Source organism: Stenotrophomonas sp. 28608_Sma (assembly GCF_056486185.1).
The window spans coordinates 3,997,201-4,013,495 of the sequence record NZ_CM151308.1; the positions used below are offsets into that span (position 1 = coordinate 3,997,201).

14 protein-coding genes are annotated in these 16,295 nt (G+C 65.7%); 11 read left to right on the forward strand and 3 right to left on the reverse strand.

The genetic code is table 11. The annotated features are described in order from the left end of the window. The first annotated feature begins 2 nt into the window (after nt 1–2). The 9 genes from ACZLHH_RS18975 to ACZLHH_RS19015 all read left to right on the forward strand — a co-directional run bounded on the left by ACZLHH_RS18975 (nt 3) and on the right by ACZLHH_RS19015 (nt 9,745). Nucleotides 3–977 carry a hypothetical protein gene (locus ACZLHH_RS18975; protein WP_049399125.1) on the forward strand — a complete coding sequence of 325 codons (975 nt, stop codon included), beginning with the start codon at nt 3–5 and terminating at the stop codon, nt 975–977. A gap of 3 nt (nt 978–980) precedes the next feature. Continuing rightward, entirely contained in the window at nt 981–1,955 is a 975-nt protein-coding gene (locus tag ACZLHH_RS18980) for a hypothetical protein (protein ID WP_049399124.1), read from the forward strand. Next, on the forward strand, nt 1,955–3,655 hold the full coding sequence (locus tag ACZLHH_RS18985) for a hypothetical protein (protein ID WP_049399123.1): 1,701 nt from the start codon (nt 1,955–1,957) through the stop codon (nt 3,653–3,655). The genes ACZLHH_RS18980 and ACZLHH_RS18985 overlap by 1 nt, the downstream gene beginning before the upstream one ends. Continuing rightward, entirely contained in the window at nt 3,652–4,434 is a 783-nt protein-coding gene (locus tag ACZLHH_RS18990) for a phage BR0599 family protein (protein ID WP_049399122.1), read from the forward strand. Before ACZLHH_RS18985 ends, ACZLHH_RS18990 begins: the two co-directional genes overlap by 4 nt. Before the next feature lie 11 nt (nt 4,435–4,445). Beyond that, on the forward strand, nt 4,446–4,676 hold the full coding sequence (locus ACZLHH_RS18995) for a hypothetical protein (RefSeq protein ID WP_040006695.1): 231 nt from the start codon (nt 4,446–4,448) through the stop codon (nt 4,674–4,676). Continuing rightward, nucleotides 4,676–4,903, forward strand: a complete 228-nt coding sequence (locus tag ACZLHH_RS19000) for a hypothetical protein (protein WP_049399121.1) — start codon at nt 4,676–4,678, stop codon at nt 4,901–4,903. The genes ACZLHH_RS18995 and ACZLHH_RS19000 overlap by 1 nt, the downstream gene beginning before the upstream one ends. After that, nucleotides 4,896–7,154, forward strand: coding sequence for a hypothetical protein (locus ACZLHH_RS19005; RefSeq protein ID WP_180845002.1), 2,259 nt, complete (start codon nt 4,896–4,898; stop codon nt 7,152–7,154). The genes ACZLHH_RS19000 and ACZLHH_RS19005 overlap by 8 nt, the downstream gene beginning before the upstream one ends. Before the next feature lie 5 nt (nt 7,155–7,159). Next, the gene (locus ACZLHH_RS19010; protein ID WP_180845003.1) at nt 7,160–8,839 is read left to right on the forward strand and encodes a tail fiber domain-containing protein; all 1,680 of its coding nucleotides are present in this window, start codon (nt 7,160–7,162) and stop codon (nt 8,837–8,839) included. A 144-nt stretch (nt 8,840–8,983) separates the two neighbouring features. Beyond that, the gene (locus tag ACZLHH_RS19015; protein ID WP_126928740.1) at nt 8,984–9,745 is read left to right on the forward strand and encodes a DNA adenine methylase; all 762 of its coding nucleotides are present in this window, start codon (nt 8,984–8,986) and stop codon (nt 9,743–9,745) included. A gap of 125 nt (nt 9,746–9,870) precedes the next feature. On the opposite strand, the gene ACZLHH_RS19020 is transcribed toward ACZLHH_RS19015, so the two are convergent. The 3 genes from ACZLHH_RS19020 to ACZLHH_RS19030 form a co-directional block, all read right to left on the reverse strand. After that, nucleotides 9,871–11,934 carry a TonB-dependent copper receptor gene (locus tag ACZLHH_RS19020; RefSeq protein WP_180845004.1) on the reverse strand — a complete coding sequence of 688 codons (2,064 nt, stop codon included), beginning with the start codon at nt 11,932–11,934 and terminating at the stop codon, nt 9,871–9,873. A gap of 72 nt (nt 11,935–12,006) precedes the next feature. Then, nucleotides 12,007–12,438, reverse strand: coding sequence for a DUF2946 domain-containing protein (locus tag ACZLHH_RS19025; protein WP_180845005.1), 432 nt, complete (start codon nt 12,436–12,438; stop codon nt 12,007–12,009). A gap of 725 nt (nt 12,439–13,163) precedes the next feature. Next, the gene (locus ACZLHH_RS19030; protein ID WP_043403003.1) at nt 13,164–14,147 is read right to left on the reverse strand and encodes a LysR family transcriptional regulator; all 984 of its coding nucleotides are present in this window, start codon (nt 14,145–14,147) and stop codon (nt 13,164–13,166) included. A gap of 207 nt (nt 14,148–14,354) precedes the next feature. Here ACZLHH_RS19030 and cysK point away from each other — a divergent pair, with 207 nt between their 5' ends. Then, on the forward strand, nt 14,355–15,314 hold the full coding sequence (gene cysK, locus ACZLHH_RS19035; RefSeq protein WP_014038293.1) for a cysteine synthase A: 960 nt from the start codon (nt 14,355–14,357) through the stop codon (nt 15,312–15,314). A 292-nt stretch (nt 15,315–15,606) separates the two neighbouring features. Then, on the forward strand, nt 15,607–16,206 hold the full coding sequence (locus ACZLHH_RS19040) for an O-acetyl-ADP-ribose deacetylase (RefSeq protein ID WP_032127873.1): 600 nt from the start codon (nt 15,607–15,609) through the stop codon (nt 16,204–16,206). The last annotated feature ends 89 nt before the right edge of the window (nt 16,207–16,295 follow it).

Consider the following 16,295-nt stretch of genomic DNA (forward strand, 5'->3'; position numbering starts at 1 on the left):
ACATGGCCTGGGCAACCGACACCGCAGCCAATATCACCGACCTCATGGCCCGCCTTCGGGATTTCCTGACCACCAACGCGGCCCTGGTGGCAGCGAACCAGCAGTGGCAGGTGGTGGGCGGCGTGGCCAGCGGCCCGATCGCGGCCGGCGATTTCGTGTCGCTCAAGGGTCGAGGGTTGGCTGGCGAGGATGAAATCTATGTGTCTTTGCTGGCCCAGGTCGTGCCGGCAAGCAACTACTACAACCTGACCTTGCGCGGGCACATTGCCTATAACCCGGCAGCGCCCAGCATCGATCCGCCCGGCGCCAATTCAAACTACATCTCGATCCTGGGGGTGAACTCCCCGATCAAGTACTGGTTCATCGCCAGCGGGCGTTGCTTCAAGGTCATCACCCGCATCAATGGCCGCTATGACGCCATGTATGCCGGCTTCATCCTTCCCGAGCATCTGCCCGGGGATTGGAGCTACCCGCTGTTCATTGGCGCGTCCTACCTCGGAAGGAACGCCCAGGCATCGCTGGATGACTACTCCCATTCGAACTTCTGGAATCCCAGTGCCGACGGGCGTTCCAACACGAGCCTGAGCCAATCCTATCTATTCACGCCGATGCAATCGTGGTTGCCGATACGTAATGCCTATGGGACCTCGGCCATTGTCACGGGACGGATCGCTTCACCGTGGTGCCGCAGCTTGCGCAACCAGAACGTGCGTGGCTGCCTGGATGGGCAGCGTTGGTTGCAGCGCGGGCAACTGATCGGCATCGGCTGGAGCTCGGGAAGTGTCGATCGCGGCAATCGGGTTGATGAGATGCCCGAAGGCGGCCAGTTCTACGGCAGCTTCGATGGCGTCTTCTACACGCCGTCCTTTGGCGCCACCGCCGAACAGATTGCAACGGTCGGCAGTGTCGATCACCTGCTGGTTCCCAATGTGTTCCGCACTGGTGATGGCGAGTTCGCCGCCTTCGCCCTGGAGTGAAAGATGGCCTACGCCGAGTTCAATAACGTTCCCAACGTCCAGACAGTCATCGACCTGGTGGTTCAGTTTGCCCAGGCCAACGGGTGGACCGTCGAGCGCAACAACCTTGTCGGAACCAATCGCACCGCAACGGTTCGCATTCCCGGGGTCTCCGACTACGTTCACCTGTTCAATGGTGACCAGACATCCTTGGGCTCACGGATTTCCATCGGGTACAACGGCGACGCAGCGGTCACCGCCCAGCCGCTGGCCTCGCCGCGCAATGCGTTTTCCTGGGTGCTCACTGGACCCTTCCCGCGGCTGAAACTGTTCGCCAACGGCACGGCCATCCACGTCGCCCTCGCCCAGGCCGTGGCGGGCGAATACCGTCATCATGCCTTCGGTGTGCTTGAGAAGGCGGGCAGCTACGCTGGTGGGACCTATGCCGATGGCACCTACTGGAACAAGACCGGCAGCTACAGCGGCATGGTCACAACGTCCGGCAGCAACGTCGTCCTATTTGGTCACAATACCAGCGAGACCGGCTGTGGACACGTGCGCGCCGATTCGGTGGAGGATGGACGTGTCAACAGCTACCACCGGCTGTGCAACTACTACGGCGGTGCGCTCGAGACCGAAGGGCAGGCTGGAAGTGGTGTCGGCTCGATCTATCAAACCACGACGTCTTCCAACTACGACAGTCTGTGGCTGGGGTACGCCCTTGCAGGGGCCGACGAGAACACCTTCTCCGGCCGCAGCATCCTGCAGCCCATCGAGCTGAGCATTCGCCGCCCAGGCAGCAGTGCCTATCTGTCGCCCATCGGTAGGGTGCCTGGCTTGCGTGCCTGCTACCTGGAAAAGCTCGAGCCCGAGCAGGAGATCACCATCGGCGAAGACACGTGGATGGTATTTCCTTGGCTGCGCAAGCTGGCCATGAGCAGCGCGACCAACGCGCCTCCGGCCAGCGGCAACTATGGCTGGGCCGTGAAGAAGTCCTGATGGCCATCATTCTCGCCAACCAGAGCAGCACCGGGCCGTACTGGCGTAGTGCCAATCTGGCAGTCCCGCGTACCCGCATCCCGGTACCGTTCACCGCCAGGCTGGCCAGTTCCGTGTTCCGCCTGGGGAGCACCCGTGAGGCCACCATCGTCGAGCCCGAGCAGCGCTCAGCTGGCCCGGCACAGCGCACCTCGTTTGACGACTGGTACTACCGGATCCACGTCCTGCCACTGCGCATTGACTTGGGCAATCTGGTCACCAACCAGGTGCGCTACGTCCAGGTTTGGAACTCCTACCTCCAGCAGCAGACCCTGACCTCGGCAACCCTTGAGAACGGCGAGGGCGTTCAGATGGTGGGTCCCGGCGCACCGCCGCTGCCGTTTGCGCCGCTCCAGCTGCGACGTTGGCAGCTGTCGGTCACGACCGAAGGCCCGCCGGTGATCGCGGCGTCGCTGTCCTACGACTTCGTGGCCCTGGGGCGCCGCACCGTCACGATTACCGGCAATCGCATGTCGGCGTGGATGCTGCCGCCGGATTGGGAGCGGCCTGTCACCGAAACGCTGGCCTGGGCGACCGACGTGCAGCAGTCGATCGGCGGCGGCGAAGCCCGATTCCCATTGCGTGGTTCGCCGAGGCGCTCTTGGGAGTTCAGCGTGCTGGCCGACCGGCGCGAGCGGCAGGTGCTTGAACACGCGCTGTTCGACTGGTCGGCGCGTACCTGGGCGCTGCCGGTCTGGAACGACGTGTCGTGGCTGAGTGCGCGCCTGGCGCTGGGCGTGCAGTCCATCCCGGTACAGGCCGCCACGCAGCGCGACTACCGCCCCGGCGGCCTGGCCATGCTCTGGAAGGACGTCACCACCTACGAGCTGGTCGAGGTGTCGGATATCAACGCCGATGGCCTGCAGCTGGCGCGCCCCACGGCCAATGCCTGGGCACCTGGCACCCGTGTGCTGCCTTGCCGGACGGCTCGTATTGCCGAGACCCCCAGCTTGGAACGCGTGACCGACCAGGTCATGCGGTCGACCGTGCGCCTGGCTGCGGTGGAGACCTGCGACTGGCCGGCAGCTGCGCCGGCGGCTGTCTATCGCGGTCGACCTGTGCTGGAGCAGCGTCCCGACCTCGACCAGGCGCAGACGGCCGAGTTCGGCCGGCAGCTGGTGGTGATCGATGGCGATATCGGCCCTGTTGCCGTCGATGACATCACCGGCAAGGCATGGCCACTGCAGTCACACGCCTGGCAAACCTGGGGACGCACCGAGCAGGCCAATCTGCGCAGCCTGCTGTACTGGCTGCAGGGTCGCGCGGCTGCGCTGTGGGTGCCGTCTTGGGCCGACGATCTGGAGTTGGTCGAGCCAGCCCTGACCACCTCCAGCGGCATCGTGGTCGCCTGGGCGGGCGTAGCCCGCTTCGGGCGTGCTCAGTCCGGCCGGCGCCACCTGCGCATCGAGCTGTTCAGTGGCCAGGTGCTGTACCGGCAGCTGATAGAGGCCACAGAGCTGGATCCACAGCGGGAGTTCCTGCAGCTGGACGCGCCGCACGGCATCGCCCTGCAGCCGAGTGCCATCCGCTTGATCAGCTGGATGGTGCTGGCCCGCCTCAGTTCCGACACCGTGGAGCTGTCCCATGAAACCGATGGTGAGGGCGTCGCGCGTTGCCGCGTGTCCTTCGCCGGCATTGGCGCTGAGGAGAGCGAACCGTGAGCCTGTTCTCCCGCCATGTCGAGCTGTATGAATTTGGGCGCGGTTCCCAGCGTTGGCGCTACACGTCCAGCGATCGGGTCGAGATCTACGATGCGCAGCCGTTCAGCCCCGAGGCGATCAAACGCGGTCGCCTTGGCCAGTCGGCACAGGAGGCCAGGTCCAATCTGGAGGTGACCGTACCGCTGTCCATCTCTTTGGCGTCAGTCCTGCGGCCATTTCCGCCGACCGATCGCATCGTCGTTCGCTGGCGGCGGATCCGGAAGAGCGACGGCGCGATCCGCGGCACCTGGAACGGGGTGCTGAGCGACTTCAGCGAGCGGCAGAATGATCTGCTCCTGACCTGTCAGAGCAATGCCGGCGCCGCTGCGACGAACGGCCTCCGCCGGTGCTGGCAGGCGCAGTGTCCGTTCGCGCTGTTCGACGCCGACTGCGGTCTGAATCCGGAGCTGTTCCGGGTCGATGGCGTGTTGTCAGCCGCATCCGCTCAGACGATCACGTCCACTGCCTTCGCGGCGAAGCCGGACGGTTGGTTCGTCGGTGGATTCATCAAGTGGGTCCAGGGCACGGCCGTCGAGTACCGCTTCGTGGTGGGCCATGTTGGGCCGACCCTCACCTTGCTTACCGCAGCGCCGCTCGCAGCGGGCGCACTGGTATCCGCCTACCCCGGCTGTGGCCACGCCCTGCAGATCTGCCACGAGAAGTTCAACAACGCACCGAACTACGGCGGCCAGCACACCATACCGCCGAAGAACCCCTTCGGACCCGATCCCATCTTCTAAAGGAGCCTCCTATGTGGGTTCAAATCGTCGTAATGATCGTGGCGCTGATCGTCAGTTACGTGATGCGCCCGAAGCCTACGGTTCCGAAGCCGGCCGCCCTGGAGGACTTCAATGTCCCCACCGCCGAGGACGGTCGCGAGTGCAGCATGGTCTTCGGTACGAACTGGATCGATGATCCCAACGTGCTGTTCTACGGCGATCTGCGCACCACACCGATCAAGGTCAAGGGTGGCAAGAAGTGATGGATCGTCCTGTCCTGGTTACCGTCGAGCACGCCCGCGCGGCCAAGCTGGGCGAACACAGCGGCGTGCTGTGCGCCGCCGGCATCCGCAGCTGGATGGATCGTCACGGTCTGGATCTGCGTCGCTTCCTGGATGAAGGCCTGCCGGTAGAGCAGTTCGAAGCGCTGGACGACGCCTTCGCACGGCGCCTGGCGGCGATCGCCCGCGAGGAGGCTGGCCGTGGGTAGTGGCAAGAAACAGACCGTAGGCTATCGCTACTACATGGCCCTCTATATGGGCGAATGCCTCGGCCCGGTGGACGCACTGCGGGAGATCCGCGTAGGCGACCGCAAGGTCTGGGACGGTAGCGCGCAAACGGCATGGACCAAGGTGCTCGGGATGAACATCCCCAGGACGGTGCCTGCCACCGGCCCGATTACGGCGTCTCGCTCGATCACCATCCTGGCGCCGGAGATCTTCGGCGGCGACAAGGGCGAAGGCGGCATCGTCGGCACGCTGGAGGTGCGCATGGGCGAGCCCGCCCAGATGCCAAGCACCTATCTGCAGTCGCTGGTGCCCGGCCCGTGGCCAGCCGCCCGTGGCCTGTTCACGACGGTTTTCAATGGCCAGGTGTCGGCCATGAACCCGTACATCAAGAATTGGACGAAGAAGGTCTCGCGCTGGCGCCAAGGCTGGAAGAAGGGGCTTTGGCAGGGCGACCTGGTGCAGATCGATGAAGGGATGAACCCGGCGCACATCATCTATCAGGTGCGCACAGAGGGCATGGGCCACCCGATCGACGTGATCAACGACGAAAGCTTCCGCAAGGCGGCACAGACGTTGAAGAACGAAGGGTTCGGCCTGTGCCTGAAGTGGTCCCGATCAGTTCCTGCAGGCGAGTTCATGGACATGGTGTGCGACCACATTGGTGGCATGCGCATCGAGGATCCGGTGACGGGGCTGACCGAGCTGGTGCTGGTGCGGCCGGACTATGACCCAGCCACCCTGGAGGAGATCGGCCCGGCGAACATCATCGAGCTGCTGGAGTGGCAACAGCCGATGCTGGAAGGCAGCGTCAATGAGATCACGATCGTCTACCGGGATATCGCCACCAACAAGGACGCAGCTGTCACCTACCAGAACCTGGCCAGCGTTCAGGCGCAGGGCCGGGTCGTCAGCAGTCGCAAGAACTATCCCGGCCTGTGGAACGCAGCACTCGCGGGGCGGGTTGCAGCGCGCGAAGTAGCTGCAGTGAGCAGTTTGCCCTGCAGGGTGAAGATCCGGGTGCGTCAGGACGCCGGCCCCTTCAAGCGCGGGCAGGTGCGTGCCCTGTCGTGGCCACGGCGCGGCGTTGCCCGCATGCCAGTGCGCATCTTGGACGTCGACGACGGCACACAGACCGAGACAGCCGTGGTGCTGACCGTCGTCCAGGACGTCGCCGGCATGGCCGCTGCCAGCTACATCCAGCCTTCTGAGAATGCCTGGGTGGAGCCGGACACCAAGCCCAAGCCGGTCACCGTGCAGCGCCTGCAGGAGGCCAGCTACCGCGACCTGGCCACGACGCTTGGGGCGTCGGAGCTGGCTGCTGTGTCGCCTGACGTGGGCTACCTGACTTCGATCGGTGTGCGGCCGACCTCGGTGGCGTTCGGCTACACGCTGCAGACCCGGCTGGGAAGCGCGCCGTTCGCCGAGGCGGGCGCGGCCGACTTCGCCCCCACTGGCCTGCTGATCACCGCAATGACGGCCACCACAACGGCGATCGCGCTGTCCGCCGGCGTCAGCCTGGACATGATCGAGGTCGGCACCGAGGCGCTGATCGATGACGAGCTGGTCCGCGTGGTCTCGATCGACCCGGTGGCCGCGACGCTGACCGTGGCCCGTGGATGCGTGGACACGGTGCCGATGCCGCATGCCGTGGGCACGCGGGTGTGGTTCACCGACGAATACGTCGGCTTCGACGGGCGCGAGTACCTGGCCAACGAATCGCCCCAGGCGAAGCTGATCACCCGCACCAGCCAGGGTGAGCTGAATCCGGATCTGGCTACGACGATCGGACTGACGCTGCAGCGTCGCCAGATCCGGCCCTATCCGCCCGGCCGCTTGCGCGTGCAGGGTGAGGCCTACCCGCCGGAGCTGTGGACCTTCGGCACCGAACTGACGGTGCAGTGGGCACACCGCGATCGCATCCTGCAGGCCGACCAGCTGGTCGACACCACGCAGGGCAACATTGGGCCGGAGCCTGGCACCACCTACACCGTTCGCTGGTACCTCGCCGGGGCATTGGTGCGGACGCAGGCCGCCATCAGCGGCACGACCGACACCTACACGCCGCCCGCCGGCAGCGGTGGAAAGCAGATCCGTGTCGAAGTCGAAGCCATCCGTGATGGCTACCGCAGCTGGCAGATCCAGCAGCACACCTTCCTGTACCGCGCGCAGCTGGTGACCGAGGCAGGCGATCGCCTGGTCACCGAAGCGGGCGACCCCCTGATTCTGGAGTAACGAAAATGGTCGACGTAAAGATCTCTGGCCTCCCCAACGCCGCTGCGCTCACCGGTAATGAGGCGATTCCTGCTGTCCAAGGGGGCAGCAACGTGAAGGTGCTGGTCAGTGCGATTCGGGCGGGCTTGGCAACCAGCGAGCAGGGGCTTCCCTCGGGCGGCACGGCTGGGCAGTTCGTACAGAGGTCTGCTACTGGCACGCAATGGGCCGGTGCCATACCCGCCGAACCGCTGGGGATCAACAACACCGTTGTGCAGTGGATCCGCCTGGCAACCCTTCCCTGGCAACCTGCTGCAGGCAGCATGCTGATGTTCGACGCTGGAAGCGGCAACATCAACACGACGAAATTCGCCCGTGATCTTGTCACCGCTTCGGTCAAGGGCTACAGCTCTGCAATCTCTGCGCTCACTCAGAGCATTGTTGACGACATGGTCAGCCACCTGCGTCTGCAGGACGGTGCACCATCTATCCCGATTCAGGTTGGTTTGACGCTGGCTGGCTCTCCAGGCTCATTCACAGGTGTAGATCTATGGATCCGGCTTCCTGCGTACACTCGCGGCTTCACGCTTGCCAAGCGTGGTGAGGTGGGAGTCGCTTACCTCGCGCCTCCGCTTGGTGGAGCTGGGAATCTTGTGACTGCAGAGCCGGCCGGGATCGTCTACGCAACGGCGAAGCTACTCGCTCTTGAGCCCAACGTTGTCCACAACGTCGGTGATGAGAACATCGCCGGCGCAAAGACCTACACTTCGAACAACGCTATCCGAAGCCTCGCAGCCGGCGCCGGGTTTTGGCTCGAGTCCTTGTCGGCGACCTACGGGTTCATGGTCAACACGGATGGCACTCGGCTGAACGTCAACCTGAGATCCCCGAATTTCGGTGCTCAGGTGTCGACTCTGTTCCAGTTCACTGATTCGGGGGCTCGTACTGGCACGTCCCTCACGCCATTCACAGCCAATACGCAGACTGTTGGTACAGCAGCGCTTCCGTTCAACCAGTTCTTCGCGCAGAACACGGCGATCAGCGCATCCGACGCTCGGTTGAAAACCCCGCTGGAGACCATGACGGATGCTGAGGAAGCGGCATTCCTGGAGATCAACGAGCTGGCGATGAAGTGGAAGTGGTTGGAGCGCGTTTCCGAGGAGGGTGACGATGCTCGCTGGCATGCCGGTCCGGCCGTTCAAGCCGCTGCTGCAGTGATGGAGCAGCACGATCTGGACCCGTTCGCTTACAGCGCATTCTGCTACGACTCTTGGTCAGCCACGGAGGAGGTATGGCATGAGATTCCAGCGCAGGAAGGGGAGTGGCTTGAAATCCCCGCGCAGGATGCGGTCTATGAGGTGGTACCAGCTACTTACGCAATCATTCCGGCCAAGTACGACGAAGCTACTGGCGAAGAATTGGAGCCGGCACGGCAGGGGGAGATGCTCACGCCAGAGCGACAAGGCGGCCTGCTGGCCCCAGCTGTCGAGGCGCGCCGCATCTGCGTGCTAGAGGGGAAGCCAGCTGAGCGAATCCTCGTCGAGCCAGCAAGGGAAGCCGGTGACCGTTACAGCTTCCGCACCTCCGAGCTGCATGCTTGGATTCTGGCAGCTATGGCTCGCCGCGACCGCCGCGAGCGAGAGGCGGTCGAGCTGCGTCTGGCCAACATCGAGCAGCGCCTGGCTGTCCTTGAGTCCGGCAAGTAGTGCAAGAACTGGGCGCCGGCCGATCAGCGGGAACTGATCGGCCGGCGCCGCAACACACGCGACAGCCCGCGTGCAATTGGCCAAGGCCCAGCCCCCTCGCGCGGGGAGGCTCAGTCTGGCCGAGATCCATCGCAGAGGCTGAGAATGAAGACCACAACGCTGTTTCCCTGGCCGGGCGGGAAGACCCGCCTACTGCCGCACCTGCTGCCCCTGGTGGCCGAGAACCCCCACCGCACCTATGTCGAGGCATTCGCTGGTGGCGCTGCTCTGCTGTTCGCCAGGGAGCCGGCCAGGGCTGAAGTCCTAAACGACTGCCACGGCGAGCTGGTGCGCTTGTATCGGGTAGTGGCCAACCACCTGGAAGAGTTCGTCCGCCAGTTCAAATGGGCGCTGACGAGCCGCGAGATGTTCCGATGGTGCCAGCTCCAGCACCCGGACACCCTGACCGACATCCAACGTGCCGCACGCTTCTATTACCTGCAGCGACTGGCATGGGGTGGCAAGGCGACTGGCCAGACCCCCGGTTTCGGCCGGGGCGGCAAGGGCCTCAACCTGCTGCGGATTGAGGAGGATTTGAGTGCTGCGCACCTCCGGCTTCATAAGGTCACCGTCGAGCACCTGTCCTGGCAGCAGTGCGTGGCCAAATACGATGCCGCCGACAGCCTGTTCTTCCTCGATCCGCCGTACTGGGAGACCGAGGGGTACGGCGCTCCCTTTGGCATGGACCAGTACCAGGAGCTGGCCCGTCAGATGGCAGGGCTGCGCGGCTCAGCCATCCTGACGATCAACGACCACCCGGCCATGCGGGAAGTCTTCAGTCAGTTCAAGGACCGGGTAGTGCCAATCCGCTACACCATCGGCCGCCAGGCTGTTCAGCGGCGGGAGCTGATCTACACGACCTGGTAGGGAAGCCAGGGCACGGGGCGGTTCCGCCCCGTGCAATTTCATTCCGCTGGGCGCAACATTGGTGGCCCATCGTTTATCTCACCAGCGGCGGGCGATTTATCGCGCGCCGTTACACACCCGGCGGATCAGTACCGGTAGTTCACCTTCATCCACAGGCTGCGGCCCGGCTCGTTGATGCGCACCGGGTCAGCCGGAAAACCGAAGTCGGCGCTGCCGGCCAGATTCAGGTGCTCGCTGTAGGCACGGTCGAACAGGTTGTCGACGCCCGCGCTGAGCTGCAGCTGCGAACTGAAGCGGTAAGCAGCGTTGAGCGCGAAGGTGGCGAAGCCGGCACTCGGCCCCAGGTCCTGCGCGACCACATTGCCTTGGCCATTTGCGACACGATGCTGGTGGGTCACCGCGCGCAGCAGCGCACCGGCACTCCAGCGCTGGCCTTCCCAGTTCGCGCTCAGGCGTGCTTCCAGTGGTGGCATCTGCGGCAACGGGCGATGCTGGTCGCGGTTCTCGCCCCAGGCATAGGCCAGCGTGCCGCCCAGCTTCCACTGCTCGGCCACGCTCACTTCCAGGCCCGCCTCGGCACCAGCGATACGTGCATCAACGTTGCGGGCCTGGCTCATGCCCATCATGCCGCTGCCGTGGTAGGTGAACAGAATGTAGTCCTGGATCTGCCCGGCGTACGCCGAGACCCAGGCCTGCACACGGGGCCCCTTGTATTGCATGCCAACATCAAGCTGGGTGGTGCGCTCGGGCTGCACGCCGGTGAACGCGTTCACCGCACCGGCCGGGCCGTGGTTGGGCGAGAACAGCTCCCAGTAGTCGGGCATGCGTTCACTGTGGCCGAGGCCGGCGTACCAGGTCAGGCCATCGGCCAGGTCCTGCTCGTAGCGCAGGAAGCCGCTGCCAAGCCATTCCTTGCGCGTTCGCCCGGCCGTGGGATTGGGTCGGTTGCCCATCATCCCGCGCACCGACTGCCGCTCATCGCGGACGCTGGCGCGGTCGATGCGCAGGCCGCTGATCCAGCGCTGGTCGGTGCCCGCACCCAGGGTCAACTCGGTGAACACGCCATAGCGGCGGAAGTTGGCATCGGTTTCCCAGGCGGCCTGGCGGTAGGTGTCGCGGCCCATGCCCATGCGGCCACGATGGCGGCTGTCTTCGCCATCCATACCCGCCACCAGCTGCACATCCTGCCAGCGCCACTCGGAACTGACCCGGCCGCCCTGGGTACGGCGATCCACGTTCGACGCCATCGGCATCGGCATCATGCTGTTCGGGTTCGGCGTGCGCAGCGTGTAGTTGTCCATCACATGGTCGGCGTTGTTGTAGTACACGTTGGCCTGCAACGTGTCCCATGCCCCCGGCAGGTTGCGCTTCTCGAAACGCGCCGCGTAGCTGGTGCGTTCGAACGCGGCACCGTCCATGCCACGGCCCGCGTAACGCGCGATCGCATCACCGGCACCGGCGGAAATTTCCAGCAGCGTGTCGGCATCCGGCGTCCAGCCGATGGCCACGTCGCCGTTCCACTTGCGCCACTTCGATGGCACCACGTCACCGTGGCCGTCCTTGTAGTCATCGGCTTCGGAACGGTTGCCGCTGGCGCGTACGTAGCCGGTCGGGTTGCCCAGGGTCAGGTCCAGCACCTGGTCGTTGCGGTTGCGCGAACCGACCAGCGCACTGGCATCGGCACGCAGGCCCGGCTCCTCGAAGCGCGGCGTATCGCGCTCGAAACGCACGGTGCCGGCCGACGCGCCCGCCCCCCAGCGCACGCTCTGCGGGCCCTTGATGATGGTCAGCCGGTCGAAGCTTTCCGGCGCGATGTAGGACAGCGGATTGTCCATGCGCGACGGGCAGGCACCGATCAGGTTGCCATCGTTGCTGAGGATGTTCAGGCGCGAACCGAACATGCCGCGCAGCACCGGGTCACCGTTGGTGCCGCCGTTGCGGATGGCGGAGAAGCCGGGGACGGTCTTCAGGTAGTCGGCGCCATCACTGGCAGGCACCGGCTGCCGCGGCAGGCGCGGATCGGTCACCCAGTGCAGCGGGGACGACGGTGCGGCGGCGGTGACCACCATCGTGTCGAGGGTACGTGCCTCTTCGGCAGGCGCAGCGTGGGCCAGTGACGCGGCCACGGCCAGGCCAAGGGCAACCGGCAGGCGCGCGCAGGCGCCCGCGGGGCGGGAAGTCATTTTCATCGGAACAGCTCCAAAGTACGCACGCGCGCACGGCGCCCGGTCAGGCGTCGTGCGGCAGATTCGATAGGGATATCAGCGGACGATGGAGAAACGCGGCGGCCCGCGCGCGGCATGCGCCGGCCAGCACAGCGCGGGCAGCACCTGCTGCGACCACGGGAACACCAGCTGCGGCCGCCACAGCAGCGGCAACAGCAGCACCAGCACGGCCAGCCATGGCAGCAGGCGCATTGCCAGCACGCAGTATTCGCAGGCTTCGCCGTGCATGGCGTGGGGGTCGGGCGGACGGCTGGGCGCGGCCGGCGCGGCGCCGTGCTGATCGTGCCCGGCCATGGCCATGTCGTGCATGTCATGGCCCATGGCGGCGTGGTCCATGCCTGCCATCGCGGCATGCTCCATCGGCTGCGCCTGCAGCGCGCGGCTGACCAGTGGCGCAAGCACCATCAACAGCGTCGCCAGGACGGCGAGCTGGAGCAGAAGGCGCTGCGGGCGGGACAGGCGGGTCACCCCGCTAGTGTAGAGCCGGGTCCAGGGTTGCCCGTGCGACGAACCGTCGCAGGCATTTGCGACACCCGTCGCAGGGTGTTCGGCAGGGCTGCGCCCTGCACCTGCAGATGCCACGTCCACGGCAAGAGCCGAAGCAACAGCAGAAGCTGGTTTCCTGAGGGATGGCGGGGTGGGTCCAGTTGCGGGGGACGCCGTAAATCCGTCCATGGAGGCTCGGTCGCGCCATCCATGGCGCTCACGCCCCCGCAACCGGACCCACCCCGCCTTCGACAGATTTCTGCGATCTGCAGTAGATCCACGCCATGCGTGGATGAATCTCCATCGGAATCGAATATTTCGAATTGGAATCGAAATGCATCCACGCATGGCGTGGATCTACCGTGTCGACCAAGGTCGACACCTACCAACAGCCGCCGGAATCTGTCAGAGGTGGGGCGGTGTCGGAGTGCGGGGTGTCAGCCGCATGGGCCCGAGGCATGCCTCGGGCGGGTTGGGCAGGACGCCCAACCCCGGTCTTGCCGTGTGCGCAGGACTGCGCACACGAGCAAGCGGCTGCCAAGCTTACAGGGACGTACTTGCGGCGTCCCCGCACTCCGACACCGTCCCGCCACCCCACGCAATGCCAGCTTCTGCTGTTGCTGTTGCTGTTGCTGTTGCTTCTGAGGTTGCCGGCCAGCGGCCGGCACTACCGCGGGTGCAGGGCTGCAAGCCCTGCTCGACCCACCTCACACCGTGATGGTCTGGGTCAGTGACTCCCACGTCGGTGGCACCGGCCACGCCGCCGCCTGGTTGCCATCCAGCACCCTGCGCAGATCACGCGGATCGATCTGCGGTGCCAGCACGTGCACCAGCTCCAGCGCGTAATCACGCAGCACGCGATCGCGAGGCAGCACCGCCCAGGCAATGCACTCAGTGATCGGCTCCGGGGCCGGCCACGACCTCAGGTCTTCGTCGTTGGAACTGACCGCCATCTCCGCCAGCAGGCCCACGCCCAGACCGGTACGTACGTAGGTCTTGATCAGGTCGGCATCGAGTGCGGTCAGCGCCAGATCCGGCACCAGGCCGTTCGCAGCGAAGGCGCGCTGCAACGAGGAATTCGGCCGGGTCGAGGATTCGTAGCTGATCAATGGCTGGCGGGCAAGCGCGGCCAGGTCTGGGGCGCGGCCGGCGCGGTCCAGCGGGTGGCCCTTCGGTACCACCACCAGGCGCCGCCAGCGGAACAGCGGCACCGCGATGCCATCGGTGGGCTCACCGCCAGCGGTGCTGATGATCGCAATATCGGCATCACCCTGGTTCAAGCGGTCCAGCGCGTCGGCTTCGCCGGCCTGCTGCAGGTGCACGCTCACCTGGGGATAGGCCTGCTTGATCGCTGCCACCGCCGGCGGCAGCACGAAGCGCGCCTGGGTGTGGGTGGTGGTCAGGATCAGCTGGCCCTGGCTCTCGCGGCGCTGGTTGGCCGCGTAGGTGCGGATGTTGTTGGCCTCGGCCAGCACCGCACGAGCGCGGGCGATGACCTCGGTGCCGGCCGGGGTGACCGACTCCAGGCTGCGGCCCTTGCGCACGAACAACAAGAAACCCAGCTCGTCCTCCAGCTGCTTGAGCTGCTTGGACAGGCCGGGCTGGGTGGCGTGCACGCGCGAGGCGGCCAGCGTGATGTTCAGCTCGGCGTCGGCGATGGCAACCAGGTAGCGCAGCTGGGTCAGCGTCATGGGAGGCAGGCGGCGTGGGGCGGAGGTCCACTCTAGGGTCAATTGCCGTCACCAGCTTATAACCAAAGGTTGTTTAAGAAAGGTATCTGGTCATTTCCGGGCGTCATATGCCGGCGCTACGGTCAGCCGGCAGCCGCTGGCCTGAACAGCCAGCCCTCCCCCTTCGCCCGCCGAAGCCCGGCGCGGCCCCGTTTCCGGAGCGCTTCCATGGCCCTGTACGACTCCATCCTCGATACCGTCGGCAACACCCCCATCGTCAGGCTGCAGCGCCTGGCGCCCCCGCAGGTCAGCGTCTACGCCAAGGTCGAGTCGTTCAACCCGGGCGGTTCGGTGAAGGACCGTCTGGCGCTGGCGATCATCCTCGACGCCGAGGCACGCGGCCTGCTCAAGCCGGGCGACACCATTGTCGAAGCCACTTCAGGCAACACTGGCGTGGCACTGGCGATGGTCGCCGCCGCGCGCGGCTACAAGTTCGTGGCCACCATGGTCGAGACCTTCTCGGTGGAGCGCCGCAAGCTGATGCGCGCTTACGGTGCCAAGGTGATCCTGACCCCGGCCGCCGAGCGCGGCAGCGGCATGGTGCGCAAGGCGGCCGAACTGGCCGAGCAGCACGGCTGGTTCCTGGCCAGCCAGTTCGCCAACCCGGCCAACCCGGCCTACCACCGCAACACCACCGCTGCCGAGATCCTGCGCGACTTCGCCGGCAAGCGGCTGGACTACTTCGTCAGCGGCTGGGGCACTGGCGGCACGCTTACCGGCGTGGGCGAAGTGCTGAAGGTCGCGCGCCCGCAGACCCGCATCATCGCCACCGAACCGGCCGGTGCCGCGCTGCTGAAGGGCGATGACTGGAAGCCGCACAAGATCCAGGGCTGGACCCCGGACTTCGTGCCGGACGTGCTCAACCGCGATGTGGTGGACGAACTGGTCTCGGTCGAAGATGACCGCGCGATCGCCACCGCGCGTCGCCTGGCTGCGGAGGAAGGCATCTTCGTCGGCATCTCCGCCGGCGCCACCGTGGCCAGCGCGCTGGACGTGGCCGCCCGCGCTGAACCGGGCTCGGTGATCCTGGCAATGCTGCCCGATACCGGCGAGCGCTATTTCTCCACACCGCTGTTCGCCGATGTGAATGAGGGTTCCGACGACGACTGGCTGGCCGGCCTGCCGTGAGCTCAGGGTCGGATCCCGTTTTCGTTCAAGGTAGCGCCGGGCCATGCCCGGCGTTGCTGTTTCCGGCATTCGCTTCGTTCACCATCCGCCGGGCATGGCCCGGCGCTACCGTTTCGCCACCTCCCCCTTTCTGCTTCAGCCTGCGTGAAGGCGTCGCCCGCCATCGTGCGTGAAGGCCGTCGGATCGCAGCGCGTGAGACGGTCATGACGCAGTATCGATGCCCTGTCCCCTACCGTGGGAACAGCCGGCGCAGATGCTGCGCGGAACACCTCACAGGCAGGAGACGGACGCATGAAGATCGAAGTTTGGCAGGGCGATATCACGACCCTGGCGGTGGATGCGATCGTCAACGCGGCCAATGAAACACTGCTCGGCGGCGGCGGCGTCGACGGCGCGATCCATCGCGCGGCCGGGCCGGCATTGCTGGCCGAGTGCGAGCAGTTGCCGGAACTGCGTCCGGGCGTGCGTTGCCCGACCGGTGAAGTGCGCGCCACCGACGCTTACGCATTGCCTGCGCGGCATGTACTGCACACGGTGGGCCCGGTCTGGCACGACGGCCAGCGCGACGAACCGGCATTGCTGGCCAACTGCTACTGGAAATCGCTGCAGTTGGCCGAGTCGCTGGGCGTGAAGTCGATCGCGTTCCCGGCGATCAGCTGCGGTGTGTATGGCTATCCGCTGTACCAGGCCGCGCAGATCGCAGTGACGGAAACACTGGCGTGGCAGCGCAGCCATGCACAGCCGATGCGCATCGTGCTGGTGGCGTTCAACACTGCTACGGCGAAGGCCTACCAGCAGGCATTGAGCGCCGCGGGACAAAGCACGGACAACGAACCGCGCGGATCGATGCTGCCGCCTCTGGGCGATGCGGGCTTCGCCGCTGCGCACTGAACCGCAGCACTTCCGGTAAAAGGAAAGGCCGGGCATTGCCCGGCCTTTCCCGTTGCGGCCTTGAGGTCATCCACGCTACGTGTGGATCA